The sequence below is a fragment of the Arthrobacter halodurans genome (genome assembly GCF_041877255.1).
GTDB lineage: Bacteria > Actinomycetota > Actinomycetes > Actinomycetales > Micrococcaceae > Arthrobacter_N > Arthrobacter_N halodurans.
Genome location: NZ_JBHDLJ010000010.1, coordinates 36,650 through 60,056, shown reverse-complemented (window position 1 = coordinate 60,056; position 23,407 = coordinate 36,650). Strand labels below are relative to the sequence as shown.

Genomic DNA, 23,407 nt, shown 5'->3' with positions numbered 1-23,407 from the left:
CCGGTCAGCGCCGCTCGTCGAACGTGCTGCCGGGCTCCTGGCTGTGCGGGACGAACCGCACCATCATCGCCTTGTAGCCCGGGGTGTTCGACTCGCGGGCCACCAGACCGCGGTGGACCAGGGCGTTCGCCTCCGGGAAGTACGCCGCCGCGCAGCCGCGCGCCGTCGGGTAGGACACCAGGCGGAAGCGGTTGGCCCGCCGCTCGGTGCCGCCGAAGGTGGAGATGACGTCGACGAGCTCGCGGTCGGCCAGGCCCAGCGCCCGCAGGTCCTCCGGGTGGACCAGGACCACCCGCCGGCCGCCGGAGATCCCGCGGTAGCGGTCGTCGAGCCCGTAGAACGTCGTGTTGTACTGGTCGTGGCTGCGCAGGGTCTGCAGCACCAGGTGCCCCTCGGGCGGCGTGAGGAACTCCAGCGGGCTCACGGTGAAGCGCGCCTTGCCGATGTCCGTGGCGAACGTGCGCGTGTCGCGCGGCGGGTTCGGCAGGACAAACCCGTTCTTGGAGCGCACCCGCCGGTTGAAGTCCTCGAAGCCGGGCAGCACGCGGGACACGTGGTCGCGGATGGCGTCGTAGTCCTCGGCCATCCCCTTCCAGTCCACCGGGTGGTCCTCGCCGAGGACGGCCCGCGCCATGCGGGCGACGATCACCGGTTCGGCGAGCAGGTGGTCGGAGACCGGCGCCAGGCGGCCCTGGGTCGTGTGCACCACGGACATCGAGTCCTCGACGGAAAGGAACTGCGGACCGCCGGGGTGCTTGTCGTCGCGGTCGGTGCGTCCGAGCGTGGGCAGGATGATGGAGGTCTTCCCGTGCACCACGTGCGAGCGGTTGGGCTTCGTCGAGATGTGCACGGTCAACCCGGCGCGCCGCATGCCGGCCTCCAGGGCCTCGGTGTCCGAGCAGGCCAGCGAGAAGTTCCCTCCCATGGAGACGAACACGTCCACGTCCCCATCCTCGAACGCCTTGACTGTCTCGGTGGAGTCGTAGCCGTGTGCGCGCGGGCTGGCGATGCCGAACTCCGCGTCGAGGGCGGCCAGCAGGCGCTCGCTCGGCTTCTCCCAGATGCCCATGGTGCGGTCGCCCTGCACGTTGGAGTGCCCGCGCACCGGGCACGCCCCGGCGCCCGGCTTCCCGAAGTTGCCCTGGAGCAGCAGCAGGTTGATGATCTCGCGCAGCGTGTTCACCGAGTGCGGCTGCTGGGTCAGGCCCAGCGCCCAGCAGACGATCGTCGCCTTGGACTTCGCCAGCAGGCCGGCGATCTTGGCGATCTCCAGGCGCGAGAGCCCGGTCGCCTCCTCCGTGGCGTCCCAGTCGATGCCGCGCCGGGCCTCGGCGTAGGCCTCGAAACCGTCGGTCTGGGCGTCGACGAAAGCCCGGTCGACGACGGACCCGGGGACCCGCTCCTCCTCGCGCAGGAGGAGATGGCCGAACGCCTGGAAGAGCGCCAGGTCGCCGCCGACCTTGATCTGCAGGAACTCGTCGGCGATGGTCTCGCCGTTGCCGACCGCCCCCATGAGCGACTGCGGATCCTTGAAGTTGAGCAGTCCGGCCTCCGGCAGCGGGTTCACGGCGACCACCGTGGCACCCCGGCGCCGCGCGTCCGCCAGCGCGGAGAGCATGCGCGGATGGTTCGTGCCGGGGTTCTGGCCGACGACGAAGATCAGCTCCGCGTGGTCGAAGTCCTCCAGCGAGACCGTCCCCTTGCCGATGCCGATCGTGGGGTTCATCGCGGTGCCGGAGGACTCGTGGCACATGTTGGAGCAGTCGGGCAGGTTGTTGGTGCCGATGCTGCGGGCTAAGAGCTGGTACAGGAACGCGGTCTCGTTGGCGGTCCGGCCCGAGGTGTAGAAGACGCAGCGCTCCGGCGTCGTGGCGTTGACGTGGCCCGCGATCGTGGAGAACGCCTCGGCCCAGGTCACGGGCGCGTAGTGGGTCTCCCCCTCGCGGATCATCATCGGCTCGGTGATGCGCCCCTGGTTGCCCAGCCAGTACTCGGTCTTGCCGCGCAGCTCGTCGATGGGGTGGGCGGCCCACCACGCGGGGTCGGCCGTGCGGGTCGTGTTCTCCTCGGCCAGGGCCTTGGCGCCGTTCTCGCAGAACTCCGCCGGCTTCCGCGCCCCCGTGATCGACTCCGGCCAGGCACAGCCCGGGCAGTCCACGCCGTGGCGCTGGTTCACGCGCAGCATGGAGCGCACGGTCCGGCTCACCCCGGCCTGCGACAGCCCGCGGTCCATGGCGACGAGGACGGCCTTCACCCCGGCGGCCGACGTCTTGGGCTCGTGGACCCGCAGGTCGTCCTCGTTGATGTCCTCGACGGGCGCGGAGCGCTTCATGGTGCACTTCCCTGCTGGCTGGTGGTGGGGATCCCGGCCGCGGGGTCCGGCGCGGGGGCCAGGATGCGGTCGGGGTGGGTGTAGACGTTGACGCTGCTTCCCCGGCTGAAGCCGGCGAGGGTCAGCCCCTCGCGGTCCGCGAGCTCGACGGCGAGCGACGACGGCGCGCCGACGGCGGTGAGCACGGGGATCCCCGCCAGCCGGGCCTTCTGGACGAGTTCGAACGACGCGCGCCCGGACACCTGCAGCACGGTGTCGGACAGCGGAAGGCGGCCCTCGCGCAGGGCCCACCCGACGACCTTGTCCACGGCGTTGTGCCGGCCGACGTCCTCGCGGAGGCACAGCAGCGTGCCGTCCGGGCCGAACAGCCCCGCCGCGTGCACCCCGCCGGACTTGCCGAACAGGGCCTGGTGCTCGCGGAGCGTCGTCGGCAGGGCGAGCAGGGTCTCCAGGCGCATCCGCCCGCCCGCGGGATCCAGGGGGAAGCGGACCGTCTTGGAGACGGCGTCGATGGAGGCGGTCCCGCAGATGCCGCAGGAGCTGGACGTGTACACGTGCCGGTCCAGGGACGGGTCCGGCGGGACCGCGCCGGGACCCAGCTGGGCCTCGACGACGTTGAACGTCTGCCGGCCCTCCTCGTCCTCCCCCGCGCAGTAGCGCAGGCTGAGCAGGTGACCGGACTCCCACACGACGCCCTCGCCGACCAGGAAGCCGGCGACCAGGTCGAAGTCGTGCCCCGGGGTGCGCATGGTGACGCTGAAGACGCGGCCCTCGAGCCGGATCTCGAGCGGCTCCTCGACGGCCATGGTCTCCTCGCGCGGACGTCGGCCGTGCTCGAGGGTCAGCCGGACGACGCGGCGGCGTTGGGTCAACCGTCCCACGGCGTCCTCCCGGGTGGCTCGGTGTCCGGCCGCGCGACGCGACGGGACGGGGCATTTAGGGGCGACGCTACCACGGCAGCGGCAGGTAGGCGGCGGGGGCGCCCGCCTCCAGCCCCTCCGGCGGGACGACGAGGAGCGCGTCGGCGTCGGCGAGGCCGCGCATCATGGCCGATCCGATGTGCTCGGCCGGAACCAGGGCGCACCCCGCTCCGTCCGCCCACGCGGCCGGGACCACCCGGTGGCGCCCCGGCAGCGGGGCGAACGCTGCAGCGCTGGCCGCGCGGCGCGGCGCGGACGGTGGCCTCCCGGCGGCGCCGCGGAGGACCGGCTCCAACAGCGTCGCGACCGCGACGAGCGCCGCCAACGGGTTGCCGGGCAGGCACAGGAGGATCCGGCCGTCCGGCATCCGGCCCAGCAGCGCCGGGTGCCCGGGACGCATCGCCACGCCGTCGACGAGGATCTCGGCCCCCAGCGCCGCGGCGGCCGGGCGCAGGTGGTCCGCCGACGAGCCGCCGGTGCCGCCGGTCGTGACCACGATCGCGGCGCGCCGGGCGGCCGTGCCGTCGATCGCGTCGAGGGTGGCCCCACGGTCGTCGCCGATGCGCGTCGCCGACAGCACCGTCCCGCCGAGGCCGCGCACGCAGTGGGGCAGGACGGGCCCGAAGCCGTCGCGGACGAATCCCGGGCCGGGCAGCCCGGACGTGACGACCTCGTCGCCCGTGAGGACGAGTGCGACGCCGACGTCCGGCGCGACGGCCAGGCGGTCGTGGCCTGCGAGGGCCGCGACCGCCAGCGCGGCGGGCGTCATCCGGGTTCCGGCGGCCAGCAGCAGATCGCCCTCGGCCGATTCCGTGGCCGCGGGGCGGATGTCCAGGCCCGGCCGGGGGTCGTGCTCGGCGAACAGCAGGGTGCCGCCCGGCCGCCCGTCCCCGCCCGTGGGGGCCGGGGCCGGACGGCCGTGCTCGCGGCGGAGCACCGCCGTCGTGCCCGCCGGGAGCGCCCCTCCGGTGACGATCTCCGCCGCCTCCCCCGGGGCCAGCCCCGCGCCGGCTGCCCGCGCCGGAACGAGGATCCACGGGCCTCCGCCCGCGACGACCCAGCCGTCCATGGCCGACGACGCGTAGTGCGGCAGGGGGTGCAGGGCGCACAGTCCCGTGTCCAGGACGCGCCACGCCGCGTCGGCGAGGCCGACCCGTTCCGCAGGCGGCAGGATGGCGCGCACGGACGCGCCGGCGGCGTGCGCCGCGGAACGCGCCGCGTGCCAGTCGGTTCCGCGCATCAGCGCCCGGAGTCCGCGGATCCGGCGGGACCCGCGGCGTCGCCGGAGCCGCCGGGGCGGCCCGGCTCGCCCGTGTCGGCCGGGTCCGCCCGGTCGGCCCTGCGGCGCAGCACCGTGCGGACCAGCCGCTCGGCGGCCGCCATGCACTCCTCCTCGGACGCCATGCCGTGCCCGGCGGCGAGCCCCGCGGCGTACCCGGCGATGTAGGTGGTCAGCGGGGCCGCGGGACGGACGACGCCGTGCGCCGCCTCGCCGGCCAGCGCCAGGATGCCGTCGGTGTCCAGGGGCGCATCGGGGATCTCGAAGGCCTCCAGCAGTTCCCTGACCCAGGGGCCCAGTTCCGGATGCTCCGCCACAACATGCTCCTATCGCGGCGCCGCCCGCGGCCCGCTACTCGCGCGAGGGCCGGCTGATGCCGGCCCGACCGGCGTCGTCCCAGGTGTCGACGTCGTCGAAGCTGACGCCGTCCAGGGACAGCCGGACTATCTGAACCCTAGCAAGGAGCCGCATCATCGAGGAGTCGGCGAGGCCTCCCGGCGCGGCCTCGCCCGCGGCGACCGCCTCGCGCAAGGCCGCGGTGGCGACGGCGCAGCTCAGCGGCTGCAGGCGGCCCGCCGCGTCCAGCGGCACCCACGCGGACCCGGCGTCGTACCCGGCCTCGGCCGCCGCGAGCACGCCACGGACCGCCGGGGCGGGATCGAGAAGGTCGGCCGCCAGGACGACGGTCAGCGGCGGGACCTCGGGCTCGGACCCCGCCCGCGCGTCCGCGAGCGCCGCGTCGCGCAAGGCATGCAGGCCGGCCGCGACAGCGGCCGCCGGCCCGCCGAAGGCGGGCTCCTCGCGCGTGAGCAGCAGGAGTTGACCGGGATCCGCCTCGGCGCCGTGGTCCGCCACGGCCCGGGCCAGCCCGGTGGGTCCGACGACGGCGATGCGCACCGCGCCGGACACGGCGGCCAGGGCGTGCCCCAGCAGCGTCCGCCCGGCGTGGACCAGGAGCGGCTTGGCCTCGCCGCCGAGGCGGCTGCCCCGCCCGCCGGCGACCACCACGGCGTCGTACCTCACGCCGCGGTGCTTCCGAGGAACGCGTGCCATTGCGGCGCCGGGCGCTCCAGCTCGGTGATGTACCACTGCGGGCCGCGCGGCGGCATCGGCTTGACGCGCAGTTTCCAGCCGAGCTGGCGCAGCGTCTTGTTCCCCTTCGCGTGGTTGCAGGCCAGGCAGCAGGCCACGAGGTTCTCCCAGGTCTCGGCGCCGCCGAGCGACCGCGGATGGACGTGGTCGACCGTGGAGGCGTGGCGGCCGCAGTACCCGCACTGGTGCCCATCCCGCCGCAGCACGCCGCGCCGCGTCACGTGCGCCGCCCCGCGGTAGGGGACCTTGATGTAGCGGTGGAGCAGGATCACCGACGGGCGGGGCAGCAGCCCGCCCGAGCAGGGCACGGGCTCGTCGTCCTCCGCGAGGATGCTGGCCTTGCCGGCCAGCACCAGGAGGAGCCCGCGGCGGAAGGTGACCACGGCGAGCGGCTCGTATCCGGCATTCAGTACCAGGGTTCGCATACGCGTTCCTCGTTGTCCTGACGGGCCGCGGGGCCGTGGTGTAGCTGGCCTCGCGGCTGGGCGTGGGGCTTACGAGTCCTAGCGTAGCCCCGGACGGGCCCTCCGCGGGATCCCCCCACGGCGCGCCACCCGTGTCCGGGCGGGCTTAAACGGCGGAAGGACCCCACCCTGACGGGCGGGGTCCTTCCGGGGGCACGCTGCTTAGCGGGCCAGCGTGTAGTAGCCGTAGAGCGGATTGCGGCTCACGGAGTGCACGAAGGTGCCGACGCTCGGGTTCTGGGCGCCGATCATCTTTCCGTTGCCCAGGTAGATGCCGACGTGGCCGCCACCGTTCTGGAACACCAGGTCGCCCGGCTTGGGGTTGCTGGTGCGGACGAACTGGCCCGATGCGAGGAGCGCCGACGTGCCGCGGGCGACGCTGATGCCGGCCTTGCCGTAGACGTACTTCACGAAGCCGGAGCAGTCCCAGCCGGACGGGGAGTCGCCGCCGTAGACGTACGGGGCGCCGGCGTACTGCGCGGCGATCCCGGCGATGCCGCCGAGGTTGGCGCTCGGGGCGGCCTCGGGCTTGGGCTTCGGTGCCGGTGCCGCGGCGGGAGCCGGGGCGGCGGCCGGAGCCGCGGCGACGGTGGCGCGGGTCACGGGGGCTGCGGCTTCCGCCGGGGCGGCGGCCGGAGCCGGAGCGGCCTGCGGGGCGGCGGCCGGAGCGGCAGCGCCGGCCGGGGCCGCGGCGACGGTCGCCCGGGTCACCGGGGCGGTGTCGGCGGCGCGCTCGACCGTGTTGGCCACGGCCACCACGACGGGCTTCGGCTTCGGCTTGGGCTTCGGGGCCGGGGTCGAGGTGATCCCGGCGCGCTCGATCTCGAACTTCTTGGCGTGGACCGCGGAAACGGCGACCGACTTGACGGCGACGCGCTCGGCGGACAGGCCCTCGGCCGGGATGGCCGATGCTTCGCGGGCGGCCGGGCTGGCCTGGGCCGGAACGCCCAGGGTCAGGACGAGACCGGAAGCGGCGGCGACGACTGCTGCCTGGCGGCCGACGGAACCGGCGTTCGAGGCGACGGCCTTCGAGATCGATTCGAGCGGGTTGGTGCGAACGGTGGTCGCGCGGTGGCGACCCAAGGCATGACGCTTGGACATGAGTTTATTGGCCTCTCCCAATGCCTGCGAGGTGAGCTGTCGGATTCGAGTGGGAGTCACTCGGCGTTCGTCCGGAGAATCGGAACGAAACACTTAACCCCAAGGATCCTTGCGGACCCACAAGTTGGTTCCCCCGCCACTGCCAAGCGTGTTTTGCGAACGGACCTCGGTCGGTGGCAGTGTTCGGCACTCCGCCCGAGAGTGTTGGATCCATAGGCGATCCAGCACGTCGACAACGATATATGAAATGTTTGTCAAAGTCACGTTCCGGTCACGAAATGGTGTGTTTCCGGTGACGCTGGGCCCCTGGGGCCCTACAGCCAGCCCGCCGGATCGACCGCTTCGCCGTCCACCAGGACCTCGAAATGCAGGTGGCAACCCGTGGAATTGCCCGTCGTGCCGCTGCTGGAGACCAGCTCGCCGCGCTCCACGCGCTGGCCGACCTCGACCGCGACGCGGGTATTGTGGTTGTAGGTCGTTTCGAGACCGTTACCGTGGTTCACGCGCACGCGGTTCCCGCTGTGCCCCGCCCAGCCCGCCTCCGCGACGGTGCCCGCGGCGGCCGCCTTCACCGGCGTCCCGCACTTGACCCCGTAGTCCTGGCCGATGTGCGACTGGACGCCGTAGCCGGTCACGGGGTTGACGCGCATGCCGAAGCGGGAGGTGATGCGCACCGAGTCCACGGGCTGCGCGAGGACGCCACCCGTGTCGACCTTGGTGATGTCGCCACCGGAGGCGGTCATCACCGAGTCCAGTCGCTCCTTCTCGGTGAAGCTGCTGGTCAGCGAACTGCGCATGATCTCGTAGTCGGCGTTGGACGGGACCGTGACGCTCTCCACGGTCCGGGACGTGGCGCTGGCGGCCTCCATGGCCGGCGCGTCGTCCACGCCGCTCAGCGCGGGGTAGGCAGCGGCCAGCGCGATTCCGGAGACGGCGGCCACGGCGGCGATCTGGTGGCTCAGCCCGAGGCGGCCCCGTCCTGCGGGTGCGGCGGCGGGCGGCGTGCCGGCCTCGAGCCGCGGCGCGGCCACCGGGCCGTAGCGCATCGACGTCGAATACCGGCGAGGCTCGCGGGATTCCGCGGGGCGCGGAACGGACGCGGGGACGTCCGCCGCGGCACGGCGGCGCCCATGGGTCTTCTGCTCACTCAATCGACAACCTCTCATCACGCCTGCGAAGTTAGCTGTCGGATTCGAGCATGAGAAATACTCGGCCGGGGCCGGCTTGCGGTCAGGGCTTCACCCCAGGCGGCGGACAGGGTCCGGCCGCCGATGTGGATTGGTTCCTCCGCCCCCGCCGGTGTGGTCGAAAAGGCCCTCGGTCCGCGGCAGGGTTTGGCGATCGGACGGGGGGACGGAACGAGTTCCATCCGACGCCCACTCTACGCGAGGCCACGGAAAGTAACAATTCCGTTATCAAACGGTTCCCGCAGTATCGGGTAACCCCGGGCCCGTGGGGAACCGGTCAGGCGCGGCTGTTCACGAAGACATGGGCGCTGACCTCACCGGGAAGCTCCAGCGCGCCGGGCACGCCATCCACGCGTACTACCACGTAATCGCCCGCGCGCTCCAGCGTGACACGCGCGCCGGGGCGGATGCCGCCGTCGTTGAGTTGGGTCAGGAGTTCCGGGTCCACCTGGATGGTCTCGGCCAGGCGTTCGATCCGGACGGGGCCGCTGTTGCCGTCCAGCAGGGCGGCATCGAGGTTCTGCACTCCCGCGGAAAACACGGAAGACACGGGTCCGCCCAACGCCTCCAGCCCGGGGATGGGATTCCCGTACGGCGAATCCGAGGGGTGGCCCAGCAGCTCGTACAGCCGCCGCTCCACGCGCTCGCTCATCACGTGCTCCCAGCGGCAGGCCTCCTCGTGGACGTACTCCCATTCGAGCCCGATCACGTCGGAGAGAAGCCGCTCGGCGAGGCGGTGCTTGCGCATGACCTCCGTGGCCCGCTGCCGGCCGAAACCCGTCAGCTCGAGGTGTCGGTCCGGGGAAACGACCACCAGTCCGTCGCGCTCCATACGCGCCACCGTCTGGGAAACCGTCGGCCCCGAATGGCCGAGGCGCTCGGCGATCCGCGCGCGAAGGGGGGTGATGCCCTCCTCCTCGAGCTCCAGGATGGTCCTCAGGTACATCTCGGTGGTGTCGATCAGGTCAGTCACTACGGGGGCTCCTGTGGGCTGGCGGACGGTCGGAAACCAGTCTGCCCAACTCTACCGCCGTTAACAATGGCCGCCCGGTTCCGGAATCGGGGCCGGCTGCGGGACGATGGAGGGCGGGTCGACCGGCCGCGGAGCCACGTCGCCGACATCCCTCCCCAGGACCACGCAGGAGCGCGCATGAGCACAGAACTGAGAATCCCGACCGAACTGCTGCCCGCCGACGGGCGCTTCGGCGCCGGCCCGTCCAAGGTCCGCCCGGAGCAGCTGGAGGCGCTCGCGGCGGCGGCGAACCTCCTCGGCACGTCGCACCGCCAGGCCCCCGTGAAGAACCTGGTCCGGAGCGTCCAGGAGGGGCTCGCCGACTTCTTCGGCGCCCCCGACGGCTACGAGGTGGTGCTCGGCGTGGGCGGGTCGACCGCCTTCTGGGACGCCGCGTCGTTTGGCCTGGTCCAGCGCAAGGCGCAGCACCTTTCGTTCGGCGAGTTCGGGTCCAAGTTCGCCGCCGCCACCGACAACGCGCCCTTCCTCGACGCCTCCAGCATCGTCACCTCCAAGCCCGGAACCCGCCCGGACGCCGAGGCCGAGGCCGGGGTCGACGTGTACGCGTGGCCGCAGAACGAGACCTCGACGGGTGTGGCGGCGCCCGTGCGGCGCGTCGCCGGCGCCGACCCCGGGGCGCTGGTGCTCGTCGACGCGACGTCGGCCGCCGGCGGGCTGGACGTCGACATCGCCGAATCCGACGTGTACTACTTCGCTCCGCAGAAGAACTTCGCGTCCGACGGCGGACTGTGGCTGGCCCTCTTCTCCCCCGCGGCGATCGAGCGCGCCGAGCGCATCGCCGCCTCCGACCGCTGGGTGCCGGACTTCCTGAACCTCAAGACGGCGATCGACAACTCGCGCCTCAACCAGACGTACAACACGCCGAGCCTGTCCACCCTGGTGACGCTGAACGCGCAGATCCAGTGGCTCAACGGCAACGGCGGCCTCGGGTGGGCGGCCGCCCGCACGGCCGACTCCGCCGGCCGGATCTACTCGTGGGCCGAGTCCTCCCCCGTGGCCACGCCGTACGTGGTCCGCCCCGAGGACCGCTCGAACGTCATCGCCACCATCGACTTCGACGACTCCGTCGACGCCGCGGCGGTGGCCAAGGTGCTGCGCGCGAACGGCATCGTGGACACGGAGCCGTACCGGAAGCTGGGGCGCAACCAGCTGCGCGTCGCGACGTTCGTGGCGATCGAGCCCGACGACGTCACGGCCCTGACCCGCTGCATCGACCACGTCCTCGAGAACCTGTAGCCGGACGCGCGAGGGGCCCCGACGCGTGTCGGGGCCCCTTGCCTGCCCGCCGCCGGGTGCCCTCGGGCCCCGCGGCCGGAGGGGAAACCGCGCCTAGCGTGCGGTCGCGTCCCGGGCTTCCCCGGCGGAGTCGCCGCCTGCCTGGACGGCCTCCGCCGCGGTGGCCGCCTCGGCGGCCTCCAGCAGCCGCTGCTCGGCCAGTTCCTCCGCGTTCACGCGTTCGGACCACGGGACCCATTCCGGCGCCAGCAGCGCGCCGGTGCCGGGGAGGATGCCGACCTCGCAGACGGTGGCGGCCTTGCCGCGCGGGACCCGCGCCAGGGTGGCGTACCACTCCCATCCGGCGTAGCCGTCGAGCTGCGCGCGGAAGCGGTGGGTGACCAAGCGTTCGGCGTCCGCGAAGGCGCCGACGTGTTCGCCGATCTGCTCCTCGGGCGCGATGTCCAGGAGGGCGGCGCGGGCGCGGTCCACGTCGGCGGCCAGCGCGGCGTCGAGTTTCGGGGTGCGTGCCATGGGCCTAGGCGTCCAGGTCGTCGGCGACGGCCCGCAGGACCGCGGCGATCTTCGAGCCCTGCGGCTTCTCCGGGTAACGGCCCTTGCGCAGCCCGTTGGACACGCCGTCGAGGAGCTTGATCAGGTCCTCGACGATCGCCGCGGTCTCGTCCGCCGGCTTGCGCTTGGCGCGGACCACGGACGGCGCCTCCTCCACGACGCGCGCCGTGAGCGCCTGCGCGCCCTTGCGACCCTGGGCGACGCCGAACTCCATGCGCGTCCCGGCGCGGACCTCGGTCACGCCGGCGGGCAGCGCCGAGGCGTGCAGATACACTTCCTGGCCGTCGTCCGTGACCAGGAACCCGAAGCCCTTGCTAGCTTCAAACCACTTGACCTTGCCGAATGGCACTTCGCTTACCTCGTTCTCACGTACCGGCGGTGCAGGTGGCGTTCCGCCTGCACCGCGTGTGGATTCCCGGCCGTTCCGCGCCGCGGCATGGTGGCCCGGACGCGGCGGGGCCGGGGAAGTCTGTTCCTCCTAGGGTACGGCACGGCCCGCCCGCCGCCGGACTTTGTGCGCGGAAGCGGCGCTGTTAGCTTTAACCGCGTGAACACGGTCAAGGACTCCGGCTCCGTACGCCGCGCGACAACCGCGGCGGCCGCCGCGGTGGCCGTTTTCTCGCTCGCCTGCCTCGTCGTCGTCCTCGTCCTGTATGGGCAGGGGATCACGCCGTGGCCTCCGTTGCTGGCCGTGGGTCTGTACGGCCTGCCCGCCGCCTTCCTGCTGATCCTGGTGCTCGTCGGGTTGTCTTGGGCCGAGCGCCGCCGCTCCTGAAAGGGCCCCGTTCCGGCCGGCGCCGCCCGATCCGTTGCCGCTGGTGGACACGCTCACACCCAATGTCCAGAGAACTCCCAGACTCCACGGCCACACTGGGGGTATGAATGCCAGGACACCCGAGGCCAAGCTGCTCGTCGTCGACGACGAACCCAACATCCGCGAGTTGCTCTCGACGTCGCTGCGCTTCGCCGGCTTCGACGTCGTGGCCGCCGCCAACGGGCGCGAGGCCCTGGACGCCGTCGAGCGCGAGCAGCCGGACCTCGCCGTCCTGGATGTCATGCTGCCGGACATGGACGGGTTCACCGTGACCCGCCGTCTGCGCGCGGCCGGACGCCATTTCCCCGTACTCTTCCTCACGGCCCGCGACGACACCGAAGACAAGGTCACCGGCCTGACCGTCGGCGGGGACGACTACGTCACCAAGCCCTTCAGCCTCGACGAGGTGGTGGCGCGCATCCGGGCCGTACTCCGGCGGACCCAGCCGCTCGACGGCGACGACGCCGTCCTGCGGGTCGATGACCTGGAGCTCGACGACGACGCCCATGAGGTGCGCCGGGCCGGTGAAGTGGTGGACTTGTCCCCCACCGAGTTCAAGCTGCTGCGCTACCTGATGATGAACCCCAACCGCGTGCTCTCCAAGGCCCAGATCCTGGACCACGTCTGGGAATACGACTTCAACGGCGATGCGTCCATCGTGGAGTCCTATATCTCCTACCTGCGGCGCAAGATCGACGCGCGCGACGACTGGCCCCCGCTGATCCAGACCAAGCGCGGCGTGGGCTATCTCCTCCGCTCCGCGGAGCGGCGCTAGGCGGCGCTCCCCGTGCAGGCCCTCACCCGCCTCCTGCGCCAGGTTTCGCTGCGGTCGAAGCTGGTGGCGATGATGGCCGTCCTGATGATGTGCGGCGTCGTCGCCACGTCGGTCGCGGCGTCGGCCTCGATCAGGCTCACCCTCGTTAATCAGATGGACCGCGATCTCGTCGGCAACAGCACGACGATTTCCGACGTGATGTGGTCCGCGTGGAACGACCAACTCAACGGCGACCCAGAGAGCACCGCTCGCTGGTACAACATCAAGGCTCTACGCTTCCACGGCACCATGCGCGATGCGGACGGCAACATCGTCTACACGCTTCCCGGAAAGGAAGAAGACGGTGATGCGCCCGACCTCGAAAGCCCGCCGGTCGAGGAGGTAGTGGCTAACGCGGGCCGGGCGTTCGACGCGGCCGGCACCACGGAGGATTCCGAAGGCTGGCGGGCGCGCATGATCGCCATGGATAACGGACATGGCTACATCACCATCGCGCTTCCACTGAAGGCGGTCAGCGAGACGGTGGATAAGGCCACCAACCTGATCGTCACCAGCGGCACGCTCGCCACCCTGATCATGTCGCTCGTCGCCTACGTCGTCACCACCCGCGCCTTCCGCCCGCTGGTCCGCGTGGAACGCACCGCGGCGGCCATCGCCGCCGGCGACCTCACGCGCCGCGTCGAGGAGTTCCCCGCGGAAACCGAGGTCGGACGGTTGTCCCGGTCGCTCAACGCGATGCTCGCGCACATCGAACAGGCGTTCCGCGGGCGCGCGGTTTCCGAGCGGAAGATGCGCCGCTTCGTCCAGGACGCCTCGCACGAGTTGCGCACACCGCTGGTCACCATCCAGGGCTATTCGGAGCTCTACCGCCACGGGGGGCTCGCGGATCCCGAGCATCTGGCCACCGCGATGGGCCGCATCGAGTCGGAGGCCAAGCGGATGGGACAGCTGGTGGAGGACCTCCTGACGCTCGCGCGGCTGGACGAGCAGCGGCCGCTGGACCGGCGCCCGCTGGACCTGCTCCTGCTGGCCACGGACGCGGTGGAGGACGCCCGCGTCAGCTCGCCCGACCGTCCCATCCGGCTCGTGGGCATCGATGGGGGCCCGCCGCGCAACGCGCCGACGACCGGCGACGAGGCGCGGCTCCGGCAGGTGGTGGCGAACCTGCTGGCCAACGCGCTGCGCTACACGCCCGCGGGGAGCCCCATCGAGATCGCGGTGGGCACGCAGCCCGTCATCAACGCCAGGTCCGACGCCGTGCTGGAGGTTCGCGACCACGGGCCGGGCATCTCGGAGGAGGACGCGTCGCGCGTCTTCGAGCGGTTCTACCGCGCCGACAGCTCCCGGCAGCGCGAAACCGGCGGCACCGGGCTCGGGTTGGCGATCGTCGCGGCCATTGCCGCCCAGCACGACGGCTCCATCCGACTGACCGAGACGCCCGGCGGCGGCGCGACCCTGTCCGTCCACCTTCCGCTCGTTCCGCTCGACCCCTCCTCCACCGACGCGGACGACGACGACGTTGTCCACACCTCCTGGCTCGACCAGGCGCCGCGCAACCACCGCTCCTAGGCTGGGACCGGGCGCCGCAGGGGCGCCCGCCCGGGGTGAGAACCCCGGGCGAGGATCGCCACGTGAGGGGACGCCATGAGTAGTTTCGCCGCGAACACCGCCGAGATGCGCAACAAGGCCGCGGCCGTGCAGGGGACCATCGAACGGCTCCGGGCGGAGGTGAACACCATGCAGGCAGGGCTGCGCGAGCTGGAGTCCAGCTGGCACGGCGCCGCGGCCCTGAACTTCCAGGGCGTCGTCGCGGACTGGCGTGCCACCCAGCTCCGGGTGGAAGAGTCCCTCGCCGGCATCAACACCGCCCTCTCCAGGGCCTCGCAACACTACGACGACGCCGAGGCGGCGAACGCCAGCATGTTCACGTACTGAGCGCGGCGGGCGGCGGCGGAGCGCCGCTACGGGCGGGGCTCGTCGGCGTTCGGGGCGAGGAGGGCGCGGAGCCGATCCGCGGCGGAGGCGTCCGCGGATGCCGCGGCCTGGACGTTGGCCTCGGAGACGGCCTCGAGGACCTCCTGGCGCTGGATCTTGACCCCACGCGGGGCCTCGATGCCGATCTTGATGCCCTCGCCGCGGACGTCGAGCACGGTGACGACGATGTCGTCCCCGATCAGGATCTTCTCGCCGACCTTACGCGTGAGTACCAGCACCCGGCCATCCTAACTCAGCGGCGGGGAGGTGATCAGACAGGGAGGGAACCGGCGGGGCGTCCAGGTACAGGACGGGAATCCCCAACTCGAGCACCGTCTGCGGGGTGGCTGTCCTCTCCGTGTCGAGGGCGGCCACGGCGTCCACGGGACCCAGCGCATCGAGCGGTTCGACCCAGGCCCGGGTGTCCTCGGACTTGCGGCCGGCGTCCACCGCCGCCCAGAGCTGGTCGGCGCCGAGGGCGGCCACGGCGGACAGCTGGTCCGGCAGGCCGGCCGACGGATCCAGGGCCAGGCGCACGCAGATCGGCGTCCCGGCCATGACACCCTCGGCGCGGGTCCGCAGGACGCCCGCGCGGTCCGCCAGCAGCGGATCCGTGGACTCCAGGATGCGGGTCCGCGCACGCGCCGGTCCGGGGGCCGCCATCCCGGAACCGGGTCCGCCGAAGAACGCGGACGCCGCCCGGGCGGCGTCCGCACCCACCCCCACCACGAGGATCAGATCGCCGGGACCACGCAGCGGCGCGGGAACCGCCGGCCGCGCGCGCGGCGGCGCGGCAGGCCGGCCGGACACCGGGTGAGCGGGCGGTCTCGCCACGCCGGGCCCCGCATCGCCGCCGAGCCTGGGTTCGTCCCCCTCTCCGGTCCCCGCATGGTCCGAGGATCCATGGCCCGCTCCGAGCGTCAGACCGTCCAGCACGCGGGCGAAGGCCTCGGAGCCCGTGGACACCTCCCCGCCGGGACGGCCGTGGAGCCGGGCCTCGGTGTCGTCCGCCTCGGCCAGCAGCGCGAGGATCCCGGAGCGCGGCGGAAGCGGAGGAACGGCCGCGCGCCTCCCCCGGCCCGGCGATCGGCGAGTCTCCCCCGCGTCTCCGCCCGCAGTCCCGCCGCCGACTTCGCCGACAAGCACGGCGCCGGGCGCGGCGTGCGGCGCCTCGACGGTGACCTCGAAGTGGCGCCGCGCGAAGAGTCCGCCGATCCCGCCGACGGTCACGCGCTCGACCGCGACGATCCTCGCGTCCGGACCGTGGTCCCGGGCCACGCGCTCGGCGATGCCCTCGAGGGTCGGGCTCTCAAGCTGAAATCTGGTCAGCGCCACGCACGACTCCCACGGTCTCGATGTCGGCGCCGCCCGCGGTCGCCTCCTGGTAGGACAGGACCGGAATGCCGCCGGGTTGCGGCGCGACGAGTCGGCGCACCGCCGGCCGCAGCGCCGGAGCGCAGACCAGCACGGCGGACGTGCCGCGCTGGTCCAGCTGCGCGAGGCACTCCTTGAACGAAGCGAGGACGTTCTCCAACCGTCGCGGGTCGAGCATGATCTGGGTCCCCTGCTCGGAGGGCCGCAGCCCCTCCAGCATCGACTGCTCCAGCGACGGGTCGATCATGATGACCCGCAGGGTCGGGCCGTCCAGGTGCGCCGCACACAGGGCCGGACCGAGCGCCTGGCGTGCCGCCTCGACGAGGCCCTCGGGATCGGTCGACACCCGGGCGCGCAGGGAGAGCGCCTCGTAGATCCGCTGCAGGTCGTTGATCGGCACCTGCTCCGCCAGCAGGCCCTGCAGGACGCGCTGGACCTCCGCCAGGCTCAGGAGCGCGGGCACGAGCTCGTCGACCGCCGACGGGTTGATCTCCTTGACGCCGTCCGTCAGCACGCGCACGTCTTCGCGGGTGAGCAGCCGGGCTGCGTTCGACTGGATGACCGCGGAGAGGTGCGTCACGACCACGGAGACGCGGTCGATCGTCGTCGCACCCGACATCTCGGCATTGTGGCGCAACTCGGCGGGGATCCACTTGCCGCCCAGCCCGAACACGGGCTCCACGACCGCGGTGCCCGGCAGCGCGTCCAGCTGGTCCCCCAGGGCCAGGACCTTCCCGCGCGGGGCCTCGCCGCGCCCGGCCTCGACGCCGGCGATCCGGATGGCGTAGGTGGCGGGGGGCAGGTCCACGCTGTCGCGGGTGCGGACGGGCGGCACCACGATCCCCAGGTCCAGGGCGATCCGCCGACGCAGAGCGCGCACGCGCGCGAGCAGGTCCTCGCCGCCGCCGTTGACGATGTCCACGAGATCCGGGGCCAGCTGGATCTCCAGCGCATGGACCCGCATCTGCTCGATGAGATCCTCGGTGGTCTCGCGCGGCTCCGCGGTGAGAGCCGCGCGCTCGGCCGCCTCGCCGGCCTCCCGCGCGGACTCCCGGGACTTGATGCGCTGGGCCGCGAAAAGCAACAGCCCGCCCACCAGCACGAACGGCAGCTTCGGCATGCCCGGGACGAGCGCCAGGGCGATCGACGCCGCGCCGGCGATCAGCAAGGCCGTGCGCGACTGGACCAGCTGGTCCGACGCGGTGGTGCCCATGTCGGCCTCGGCGTTGGAGCGCGTGACGATCATGCCCGTGGACACGGCCATGAGCAGCGCCGGGATCTGCGTGGCGAGTCCGTCGCCGATCGTCAGGAGGGCGTACGTGTTGAGCGCCTCCCCGACGTCCATGCCGCGCTGGAGCATGCCGATCGCGATGCCGCCGACGATGTTGATGATGATGATGACGATGCCGGCGATCGCGTCGCCCTTGACGAACTTCGACGCGCCGTCCATGGCGCCGTAGAAGTCCGCCTCCGCCGCGACCTCGGCGCGGCGCTCGCGCGCCTGCGTGTCGGTGATGAGGCCGGCGTTCAGGTCGGCGTCGATCGCCATCTGCTTGCCGGGCATGGCGTCGAGCGTGAACCGGGCGCCGACCTCGGCCACGCGTTCGGCGCCCTTGGTGACGACCACGAACTGGATCACGACGAGGATCAGGAAGACCACGAACCCGATGATGAGGCTTCCCCCGACCGCGATGTGGCCGAACGCCGCGATCACGTCCCCCGCGAACCCGTTGCCGAGCACCAGCCGGGTCGACGCGACGTTGAGGCTGAGCCGGAACAGCGTCGCGACGAGCAGCAGCGACGGGAACACCGAGAAGTCCAGCGGCTTGCGCACGAACATGGTGTTGAGCAGGATCACGAGCGCCAGCAGGATGTTCACGGCGATCAGCGCATCCAGCATGAGCGGCGGCACCGGGACGATCAACAGCATGATGATGCCGACGACGCCCAGCGGGACGGCCACTTTGGAGAGGGTGCTGAAGTTCATCGGGGGGCTTTCTGGCTGGGGTCGGAGGATGCGTGCCGGGCGGTCGCGGGACGCGGGTCGGGCGGCCGGATCGGCGGCGGCGCGCCGGGCGGCGCGGCGTGCGGCCCGTGCGCCCCGTGGGCGCGGTGCGCGGCGCCGGCGGGCGGCACCGTGTGCACGCCGTCCGCCGCACCGCGCGCCTTGAGGGCCATCACGAAGGCCAGCACCCGGGCGACGGCCCCATACATCTCGGCGGGGATCTCCTGGCCCAGCTCGCAGGCGCCGTGCAGGGCGCGCGCCAGCTCGACGTCGCGCACCATCGGGACGCGCCGCGCGCTGGCCTCCTCGCGGATGCGGGCCGCGATCGTGCCCGCACCCTTGGCCACGACCCGCGGCGCGGACTTCCCCGGCTCGTAGCGCAGCGCGACGGCGACGTGGGTCGGGTTCACCAGGACGACGTCGGATTGTCCGACGGCGGCGATCATCCTGTTGCGGCTCATCGAGAGCTGGCGCGACCGCCGCTGCGAGCGGATGAGCGGATCGCCGTCGGTCTTCTTCGTCTCGTCCTTGACCTCCTTCTGCGTCATCCGCGTGTGCTTGCGGTTGCGCCGGCCGACGACGACGAGGTCCACGACGGCCAGGACCAGCCCCGCGAGCACCGCGGACTGCAACAGCGACGCGACGCCGCCGCCGGCCGCGGCCAGCAGCGACGCGATCGGCAGGGCCCCCGCCTCCAGCAGGACCGGCATCAGGCCGTTGACCACGGACCACAGCACCAGCGCCACGACCGCCGTCTTCAGCAGCGCCTTGCCGCCCTCCCAGAGGGCCTGCAGCCCGAAGGTCCGTTGGAGCCCGGTGACCAGGTTGAGGCTCTCGCCACGGAACTTGAACTTGCGGAAGTACACGCCGCCCTGGAGGGCCGCGGCGGCCGCGACGACCAGCGCGACCGCCGCGAGCATCGGCGCCAGCGTCGTGCCGAGCGAGGCCATCCCGGCGTCGAGCGCGCCGAGCGCCGCCGCCGGGTCCGGGTTCTCCACCACGGCGGACACCGTGGCGAGCTGGGACCGTGCCGCCGACTCCCCGGCGCCGAGGGCGGTGGGGATCATGACGGCGGCCGCGCCGATGCCCAGCCAGGCGGTCAGGTCCTGCGAGCGCGAGAGCTTGCCCTTGGACCGCACGTCCTTCATGCGCTGCGGCGTGGCCTTCTCGGTGCGCTCCCCCGAATCCTGCGACACCTAGCCCGTCACCGCCCGCATCGATTCCAACGCGTCGCGCACGAGGGCGGACACGACGGCCGGGAGCGCGACGAAGACCGTCCCGGCCAGCGTGAGCGTCAGCAGGATCTTCAGAGGGAACCCCATCGCGAACGCGTTGAGGGCCGGGGCGGCACGGGTGAGCAGGCCCAGGCCGACGTCGGCCAGGAACAGGACCACCAGCAGCGGTCCGGCGATCTGGACCGCGGCGAGGAACATGGCCGTCAGTCCGTCCGTCATCTGGCCGACGGCCGGCTCCAGGGCCAGTCCGCCGCCGAGCGGGACGGCGTCGAAGGACCGGAACAGGCCGGCCAGGACCAGCTGGTAGCCGTCGGAGGCGATCAGCAGGGCCAGCGCGGCGACGTGGAACAGCCGGGTGAACTGGGCCCCGTTCACCATCGATTGGGGGTCGAAGGCCTGGGCCAGCTGGAAGCCGCCGAACAGGTCGATGAGTCCGCCGGCCGCCTGCACGGCCGCGAACAGCAGCATCACCAGGAAGCCGAGCGCGGCCCCGGTGACCAGCTCGAGCAACAGGGCGCCGAAGAATCCCGCGGTGTCCAGCGCGGCGTACCCCTCGACGAGGCGCGGCGACACGGCCAGCGCCAGTCCGACGCCGAGCATCGCCTTGATGCGGGCCGGGAACGCGTTGTAGGAGAACGGGGGCGCGACCACGATGAACGCCGTCATGCGGACCGCCGCCAGCATCACGGCCTCCAGCCAGTCCAGGGGCAGCTCGGTGGTCACGTCAGCCGCCCTGGAGCAGCGAGGGGATCATGTCGAACAGCCCATGGGTGAAGGCGATCATCTCGGAGATCATCCAGTGCCCGCAGACCAGCAGCGCGATCGCGACCGCGGCCGCCTTCGGCACGAAGGACAGCGTGATCTCCTGGATCTGCGTCATCGACTGGACCAGCGAGATCGCGAACCCGACCACGAGCGACGTCACCAGGACGGGTGCGGACAGCTTCGCCGCCATCACGAGGCCGCTCAGCCCGATGTCCAGGACCGCGTTCGTATCCACGTCAACCGCCCCCGGTCGCGTAGCTGCCGACCAGCGCGGTGACGATCAGTCCCCAGCCGTCGACGAGGACGAACAGCAGGATCTTGAACGGCAGCGAGATCATCACCGGCGGCAGCATCATCATGCCCATGGACATCAGCGCGGACGCGACCACGAGGTCGATGACCAGGAAGGGCACGAAGACCACGAAGCCGATGATGAACGCCGCGCGGAGCTCGGAGATCATGAACGACGGGATCAGGGTGGTCAGCGGCACGTCCTGCGGGGTGGCCGGGTTCTCCAGCCCCGCGGCCCGCGTCATCAGGGCGATGTCCTCCTCGCGGGTGTGCGCGGTCATGAACTCCCGCAGCGGCACCACGCCCCTCTCCAGCGCCTCGTCCAGCTCGATCGAGCCGGCGAGGTAGGGCTGCACGCCGACGTCGTTCATCTCCGTCAGCACGGGCGCCATGATGAACAGCGACAGGAACAGGGCCAGCCCCGCCAGGACCTGGTTGGGCGGAATGGTCGGCAGCGACAGGGCGTTGCGGGTCATGGCCAGGACGACGAAGATCTTCGTGAACGAGCTCATCATCAGGAGCAGCGCCGGCGCGACCGCCAGCAGCGTGATGGCCAGCAGCGTGACGACGGCGGAGCTGGGCGTCCCGTTCGGCCCGTTGATCTCGACCGACAGCCCGCCGCCCTCCTCGCCCGGCGCGGGATCGACGGGCGCCGCGTGGCCGGTGGCCGCCGCGGCGAGCGCGAGCAGCAGTGCCGCCAGGGCGGCCACGCACAGGAGCACCGCCCACCGCCGGATCCCGGCGGCGCGGGGACCGGACGCGCGGGGACCGGACGCGCGGGGGCCGAACGCGCGGGGCCCGAACGCGCGGGAGCCGGCGCCCGCGGAGCCCGGGGCACCCAGGGGATCCACGGCACTCACGGCGAGGGGCTGCGGCGCAGCGCGGCCGCCGCTTGGCGCCAGGTCTGGCCGGAGAGCACCGACCCGGCCAACGGCGAACCGGGCTGTGCATCCCGCGCCCGGCGCAAGCTGGGCGCGAACGGGTCTCCGCCGTCGTCCCCGCCGGGCGGCGCGTCCGGGACGGCCGTCTCCGCGGGGACGTCGAAGCTGTCCAGCACGCTGACGGCGTGCTCGGCCACGCCCAGCAGGTAGCGGCGCCCCTCGACGTCGACGAGGACCACCGAGGCCTTGGGTCCGATGCCCTGCCGCGCGACCACGTCGACGTGCCGGTGCCCGGCCGCGCCCAGCCGCGGGACGAGGCGGCGCTGCAGGACATAGAGGAGCCCCAGGACCGCCGCGAGCGAGACGATCACCCGCAGCGCGATGAAGAGATTGTCCAACTAGTTCAGGCCTTCCGCGACGTCCAGGATCTCGGTGATGCGGATCCCGTAGTCCTGGTCCATCACGACGACCTCGCCGTGGGCGATGAGCCGGCCGTTGAGGAGCACGTCGGCGGGGGCGCCGGCGGAGCGGTCGAGCTCGACAACGGCGCCCGGCTCTAGGTTCAGGACGTCCCGCACGGACATGCGGGTGCGTCCGATCTCGACCGTGAGCGCCATCTCGACGTTGTTGATGCGGCCCAGCCGCGCGGCGGACGAGCGGTCGGCCCCGGGGGACGCGGGCGCGCGGTGGGTGGCCGCGCCGCCGTTGTCGCGCAGGCGCAGGGCGAACCAGCCCGCGGGCGCGCCCGCGGCCTCGAGCCGGAACAGGACCGTCTCCCCATCCGCGAGCAGCGCCTCCGCGGACGCGTCGGCGGCGCCGGAGAGCACACCGACGCCCAGCACCGCCGTCGCGGCCTCGAGGGACGGGCGCAGCACGTCGGCGATGGACACGGGACCGGCGTCGAACTCTTCGGCGCCCGCCAGCAGCGACGCGTCCACCTGCACGGCCACGTCGGCGGAGAGCTGTCCGACGAAGCTCGCCGCGGCGACCTCCCCCGGGCCGCCGAACGCCGCGCCGTCCCGGGGGCCGGCATGGAGCTGCGCGGTGACCGGCAGCGCCGTCGGAAGCACGGACGCCAGGGCCTGCGCGGCCGCGGTGTACAGGGCCGCGGCATGCAGGGCCGGCTGCGTGGGCTGGGTGGTGGTCATGCGGGGTTCTCCTCGGTGGAAACGACGACGGCGGCGATCCGGCCGCCCCGGGCGCCGGCGGCGGCCTGGCCCAGCGTGCGGCCGGCGACGGACAGGTGGAACGGGCGGTGGGTGCCGTGCGGGAGCGCCAAGACGTCGCCGACCGCGAGGTCCATGACGGCCCGCGGCGTGACCTTCGCCGGCGCGAGGCGCAGCGCGACGTCGACGGGCGTCTCCGCGAGCTGGGCGCGGATCAGCGCGGGGGCGTCGGCGGTGGCCGCCGGCGGGGTGGCGTCGCCGAGCCGCGGCAGCACGGCGTCGGCCGGCAGGGCCAGGGTGGCGGGGACGCTGCGGTCCCCCACCCGCACGGCGAAGGAGGCCGCGACCATCAGCTCGGACTTCGCGGCGGCCTGGGCGAACTGGGAGTTGTAGTGGATCTCGTCGACGGCGAGCGGGGCCTCCAGCAGCGCCCCTAGCGAGTAGCGGAGGTCCTCGAGGGCCTCGCCCATCAGCCCTTCGACCAGCGTCTGTTCGATGCGGGTGAAACGGCGCTCGGCGACGTCGGAGGCCGAGGTGCTGCCCAGCATGTGGGACACCCAGTTCAGCGCGGCGGCCGCCGGGAACTGGATGACGGCCTTCGCCGCCGTGCCGCCGACGTCGCACAGCACCATCGCCGTCGTGGCGGGCAGCGAGGACACGTGGTCGTCGTAGGTCCGCAGGGCCACGCCCTCGAAGGACACCTGGGACGGCACCCGCACCTTGGCCGTCAGCTGCGTGCCCCACTGGCGTGCGAAGGTCTCGAACGCCAGCCCCAGGACCCGGGAGTGCTCGCGGGCCAGCGCGGCGGGTCGGCGGAAGTCGTACGGAACCGCGGCGCGGGCTGTGGACGGCGTGGCAACGGGCACCCCTGCGCCGGGGGCCCCCACGGGCGGGACTGTCACGGTGCGGACTATCGGACGGACGCCGGGAC

26 protein-coding genes and 2 riboswitches are annotated in these 23,407 nt (G+C 72.8%); of the genes, 5 read left to right on the top strand and 21 right to left on the bottom strand.

Annotation, left to right across the window (positions count from 1 at the left end):
* Positions 1 to 4: 4 nt before the first annotated feature.
* The 9 genes from ACETWP_RS12375 to ACETWP_RS12335 all read right to left on the bottom strand — a co-directional run bounded on the left by ACETWP_RS12375 (position 5) and on the right by ACETWP_RS12335 (position 9,348).
* Complete coding sequence (locus ACETWP_RS12375; protein ID WP_373972559.1) at positions 5 to 2,332, bottom strand: FdhF/YdeP family oxidoreductase; 2,328 nt, start codon at positions 2,330 to 2,332, stop codon at positions 5 to 7.
* Positions 2,329 to 3,213, bottom strand: a complete 885-nt coding sequence (fdhD, locus tag ACETWP_RS12370) for a formate dehydrogenase accessory sulfurtransferase FdhD (protein ID WP_373972558.1) — start codon at positions 3,211 to 3,213, stop codon at positions 2,329 to 2,331. The genes ACETWP_RS12375 and fdhD overlap by 4 nt, the downstream gene beginning before the upstream one ends.
* A 67-nt stretch (positions 3,214 to 3,280) precedes the next feature.
* A complete protein-coding gene (locus ACETWP_RS12365; protein WP_373972557.1) occupies positions 3,281 to 4,492 on the bottom strand; it encodes a molybdopterin molybdotransferase MoeA in 1,212 nt (403 codons plus the stop codon).
* The gene (locus ACETWP_RS12360) at positions 4,492 to 4,848 is read right to left on the bottom strand and encodes a DUF6457 domain-containing protein (protein ID WP_373972556.1); all 357 of its coding nucleotides are present in this window, start codon (positions 4,846 to 4,848) and stop codon (positions 4,492 to 4,494) included. Before ACETWP_RS12360 ends, ACETWP_RS12365 begins: the two co-directional genes overlap by 1 nt.
* A 34-nt stretch (positions 4,849 to 4,882) precedes the next feature.
* Positions 4,883 to 5,554, bottom strand: a complete 672-nt coding sequence (gene mobA, locus ACETWP_RS12355) for a molybdenum cofactor guanylyltransferase (protein ID WP_373972555.1) — start codon at positions 5,552 to 5,554, stop codon at positions 4,883 to 4,885.
* Positions 5,551 to 6,048: an HNH endonuclease gene (locus tag ACETWP_RS12350; RefSeq protein WP_373972554.1), complete on the bottom strand. Its 498-nt coding sequence runs from the start codon at positions 6,046 to 6,048 to the stop codon at positions 5,551 to 5,553. Before ACETWP_RS12350 ends, mobA begins: the two co-directional genes overlap by 4 nt.
* Positions 6,049 to 6,249: 201 nt before the next feature.
* Positions 6,250 to 7,188: a C40 family peptidase gene (locus ACETWP_RS12345; protein WP_373972553.1), complete on the bottom strand. Its 939-nt coding sequence runs from the start codon at positions 7,186 to 7,188 to the stop codon at positions 6,250 to 6,252.
* Between the two features lie 7 nt (positions 7,189 to 7,195).
* A riboswitch (cyclic di-AMP (ydaO/yuaA leader) is annotated at positions 7,196 to 7,356 on the bottom strand.
* A 146-nt stretch (positions 7,357 to 7,502) separates the two neighbouring features.
* Positions 7,503 to 8,339: a M23 family metallopeptidase gene (locus ACETWP_RS12340; protein ID WP_373972552.1), complete on the bottom strand. Its 837-nt coding sequence runs from the start codon at positions 8,337 to 8,339 to the stop codon at positions 7,503 to 7,505.
* A gap of 3 nt (positions 8,340 to 8,342) precedes the next feature.
* A riboswitch (cyclic di-AMP (ydaO/yuaA leader) is annotated at positions 8,343 to 8,534 on the bottom strand.
* Positions 8,535 to 8,652: 118 nt separating this feature from the next.
* Entirely contained in the window at positions 8,653 to 9,348 is a 696-nt protein-coding gene (locus tag ACETWP_RS12335) for an iron-dependent transcriptional repressor DtxR (protein ID WP_373972551.1), read from the bottom strand.
* A gap of 177 nt (positions 9,349 to 9,525) precedes the next feature.
* On the opposite strand from ACETWP_RS12335, the gene serC reads away from it, so the two are divergent.
* Positions 9,526 to 10,644 (top strand): phosphoserine transaminase, encoded by a 1,119-nt coding sequence (gene serC / locus ACETWP_RS12330; RefSeq protein ID WP_373972550.1) that lies wholly within the window; start codon positions 9,526 to 9,528, stop codon positions 10,642 to 10,644.
* Between the two features lie 93 nt (positions 10,645 to 10,737).
* Here serC and ACETWP_RS12325 read toward each other — a convergent pair whose 3' ends face one another.
* A complete protein-coding gene (locus ACETWP_RS12325; protein ID WP_373972549.1) occupies positions 10,738 to 11,157 on the bottom strand; it encodes a DUF3027 domain-containing protein in 420 nt (139 codons plus the stop codon).
* Positions 11,158 to 11,161: 4 nt separating this feature from the next.
* Complete coding sequence (locus tag ACETWP_RS12320; RefSeq protein ID WP_373972548.1) at positions 11,162 to 11,545, bottom strand: cold-shock protein; 384 nt, start codon at positions 11,543 to 11,545, stop codon at positions 11,162 to 11,164.
* A gap of 198 nt (positions 11,546 to 11,743) precedes the next feature.
* Between ACETWP_RS12320 and ACETWP_RS12315 the strand changes: the two genes are divergently transcribed.
* The 4 genes from ACETWP_RS12315 to ACETWP_RS12300 all read left to right on the top strand — a co-directional run bounded on the left by ACETWP_RS12315 (position 11,744) and on the right by ACETWP_RS12300 (position 14,720).
* Positions 11,744 to 11,971: a hypothetical protein gene (locus ACETWP_RS12315; RefSeq protein ID WP_373972547.1), complete on the top strand. Its 228-nt coding sequence runs from the start codon at positions 11,744 to 11,746 to the stop codon at positions 11,969 to 11,971.
* 103 nt (positions 11,972 to 12,074) lie between these two features.
* Positions 12,075 to 12,785, top strand: a complete 711-nt coding sequence (locus ACETWP_RS12310; RefSeq protein ID WP_373972546.1) for a response regulator transcription factor — start codon at positions 12,075 to 12,077, stop codon at positions 12,783 to 12,785.
* Positions 12,786 to 12,797: 12 nt separating this feature from the next.
* A complete protein-coding gene (locus tag ACETWP_RS12305; RefSeq protein WP_373972545.1) occupies positions 12,798 to 14,354 on the top strand; it encodes a sensor histidine kinase in 1,557 nt (518 codons plus the stop codon).
* A 75-nt stretch (positions 14,355 to 14,429) separates the two neighbouring features.
* Positions 14,430 to 14,720, top strand: coding sequence for a WXG100 family type VII secretion target (locus ACETWP_RS12300; protein ID WP_373972544.1), 291 nt, complete (start codon positions 14,430 to 14,432; stop codon positions 14,718 to 14,720).
* 26 nt (positions 14,721 to 14,746) lie between these two features.
* On the opposite strand, the gene csrA is transcribed toward ACETWP_RS12300, so the two are convergent.
* The 10 genes from csrA to ACETWP_RS12250 form a co-directional block, all read right to left on the bottom strand.
* Positions 14,747 to 14,998, bottom strand: a complete 252-nt coding sequence (gene csrA / locus ACETWP_RS12295) for a carbon storage regulator CsrA (RefSeq protein ID WP_373972543.1) — start codon at positions 14,996 to 14,998, stop codon at positions 14,747 to 14,749.
* Entirely contained in the window at positions 14,979 to 16,094 is a 1,116-nt protein-coding gene (locus ACETWP_RS12290) for a hypothetical protein (protein WP_373972542.1), read from the bottom strand. Before ACETWP_RS12290 ends, csrA begins: the two co-directional genes overlap by 20 nt.
* Positions 16,069 to 18,120 (bottom strand): flagellar biosynthesis protein FlhA, encoded by a 2,052-nt coding sequence (locus tag ACETWP_RS12285; protein WP_373972541.1) that lies wholly within the window; start codon positions 18,118 to 18,120, stop codon positions 16,069 to 16,071. Before ACETWP_RS12285 ends, ACETWP_RS12290 begins: the two co-directional genes overlap by 26 nt.
* On the bottom strand, positions 18,117 to 19,286 hold the full coding sequence (locus ACETWP_RS12280) for an EscU/YscU/HrcU family type III secretion system export apparatus switch protein (protein ID WP_373972625.1): 1,170 nt from the start codon (positions 19,284 to 19,286) through the stop codon (positions 18,117 to 18,119). The genes ACETWP_RS12285 and ACETWP_RS12280 overlap by 4 nt, the downstream gene beginning before the upstream one ends.
* A gap of 48 nt (positions 19,287 to 19,334) precedes the next feature.
* Positions 19,335 to 20,057, bottom strand: a complete 723-nt coding sequence (locus tag ACETWP_RS12275; protein ID WP_373972624.1) for a flagellar biosynthetic protein FliR — start codon at positions 20,055 to 20,057, stop codon at positions 19,335 to 19,337.
* Between the two features lie 40 nt (positions 20,058 to 20,097).
* On the bottom strand, positions 20,098 to 20,373 hold the full coding sequence (locus tag ACETWP_RS12270) for a flagellar biosynthetic protein FliQ (RefSeq protein ID WP_373972540.1): 276 nt from the start codon (positions 20,371 to 20,373) through the stop codon (positions 20,098 to 20,100).
* A 1-nt stretch (position 20,374) separates the two neighbouring features.
* Positions 20,375 to 21,166, bottom strand: coding sequence for a flagellar type III secretion system pore protein FliP (fliP, locus tag ACETWP_RS12265; RefSeq protein WP_508093836.1), 792 nt, complete (start codon positions 21,164 to 21,166; stop codon positions 20,375 to 20,377).
* Positions 21,167 to 21,285: 119 nt separating this feature from the next.
* Entirely contained in the window at positions 21,286 to 21,708 is a 423-nt protein-coding gene (locus ACETWP_RS12260; RefSeq protein WP_373972539.1) for a FliO/MopB family protein, read from the bottom strand.
* Positions 21,709 to 22,458 carry a flagellar motor switch protein FliN gene (gene fliN, locus ACETWP_RS12255; RefSeq protein WP_373972538.1) on the bottom strand — a complete coding sequence of 250 codons (750 nt, stop codon included), beginning with the start codon at positions 22,456 to 22,458 and terminating at the stop codon, positions 21,709 to 21,711.
* Positions 22,455 to 23,378, bottom strand: coding sequence for a flagellar motor switch protein FliM (locus tag ACETWP_RS12250; RefSeq protein ID WP_373972537.1), 924 nt, complete (start codon positions 23,376 to 23,378; stop codon positions 22,455 to 22,457). The genes fliN and ACETWP_RS12250 overlap by 4 nt, the downstream gene beginning before the upstream one ends.
* Positions 23,379 to 23,407 lie beyond the last annotated feature (29 nt).